Origin of the sequence: uncultured Limnohabitans sp., assembly GCF_937889215.1 — a bacterium.
Taxonomy (GTDB): Bacteria; Pseudomonadota; Gammaproteobacteria; order Burkholderiales; family Burkholderiaceae_C; genus Limnohabitans_A.
This window is the reverse complement of sequence record NZ_CALBEX010000346.1, coordinates 1-1,106: the sequence shown is the minus strand read 5'-3', so window position 1 is coordinate 1,106 and position 1,106 is coordinate 1. Positions and strand designations below refer to the sequence as shown.

Annotated in this window: 1 protein-coding gene and 1 pseudogene; one reads left to right on the top strand and one right to left on the bottom strand. The window is 62.4% G+C overall.

The annotated features are described in order from the left end of the window. Positions 1-696, bottom strand: a pseudogene (locus tag Q0341_RS08850) (peptidase M29); the annotation flags it as partial. A 95-nt stretch (positions 697-791) separates the two neighbouring features. Between Q0341_RS08850 and Q0341_RS08845 the strand changes: the two are divergent. Further along, a partial coding sequence (locus Q0341_RS08845; RefSeq protein WP_299512254.1) for a flavin reductase family protein occupies positions 792-1,106 on the top strand: 315 nt, incomplete at its 3' end.

The following is a 1,106-nucleotide window of genomic DNA, read 5'->3' as shown; positions in this document are numbered from 1 at the left end:
GCTTTTGAATGTCAGGTTCACATCACCGGGGGCCATGACCAGCGTGCCGTTGACGCTGCCCGCCGCCGGGAACGCCAGCGCCAAGCCCGCAGGCCAATGCGAGACCATGCCGGGCTTGGGGCAAAAGCCCCACACGCCGCCCACCACCGCTTGTTTGTCGCCATGTTTCAGGTTCACGCGCAGGTCGGTGCCTGCGGCAGACGTCACATGCATCTGCTGCGCGGCCCGGAGCTTTTTCATGGCCGAGCGCACCACAACTTCTAGCGCCGGATCGGGCACGGTGCGTTCCAAAATTTCGGGGTGCTCGTTCGACACCATCAACAGGCGCGGCATGTGCCCGTCCACGCCCTTCATGATGGTGGGCAACTCGCTGGCGTGCAGCAGGCCCTCGACGGTGCAGTCCACCACCATGTCGGCGCGGGCCAACGCGGCCACCACCGGGCCCAGCTGACCAATGGCGTCGCTGGCTCCGGTGGAGCGCACAGGCGCGGGGGCGGTCAGGGCTGGCGTGGTCAAGGTCACCTCGAACACGCGGGCACCCATGGCCTCCAGCGCGAGGCGGGCCAAGTCCACGTTGACTCGGCGTGATTGGGTTTCGGCCAAAATGGCGACCACTTCGCCTGGCTGCACCTTGCACAGCGTGAAGGTGCGGGTAAAAGCCGCGAGCCACCTGTTTTCGATTCGTTCCACCAGCATGCTTGTCTCCTTGGGCTGCAGCACCGAACGGCTCAACTGCAGGCATGAAGGATCAGTTTATATAAAAATTCATGCAATTCAACTATGATCAACCCATGCACCCAGCCCTCCCGTCCCACATCAAAGCGCTGAGCCCAGACTTTGAAACGCCACATTTCAAGCAAGCACTATCCCGCTTTGCCACGGGAGTGACCGTCATCACCACGTTCGCGCCGGGTGCACGTAAGGGCAATTCAGCCAGCAACAGCTTTGTGGGCATCACCGCCAGTTCATTCAACTCGGTGTCGCTCACGCCGTGTCTGGTGTTGTGGAGCCTGGGTCAAGGCGCCAGCAGCGCACCGCTTTTCCATGCGGGCACGCATTACGTGGTGAACGTGCTGGCCGCCGATCAGCTCGATGTGTGCAACCGT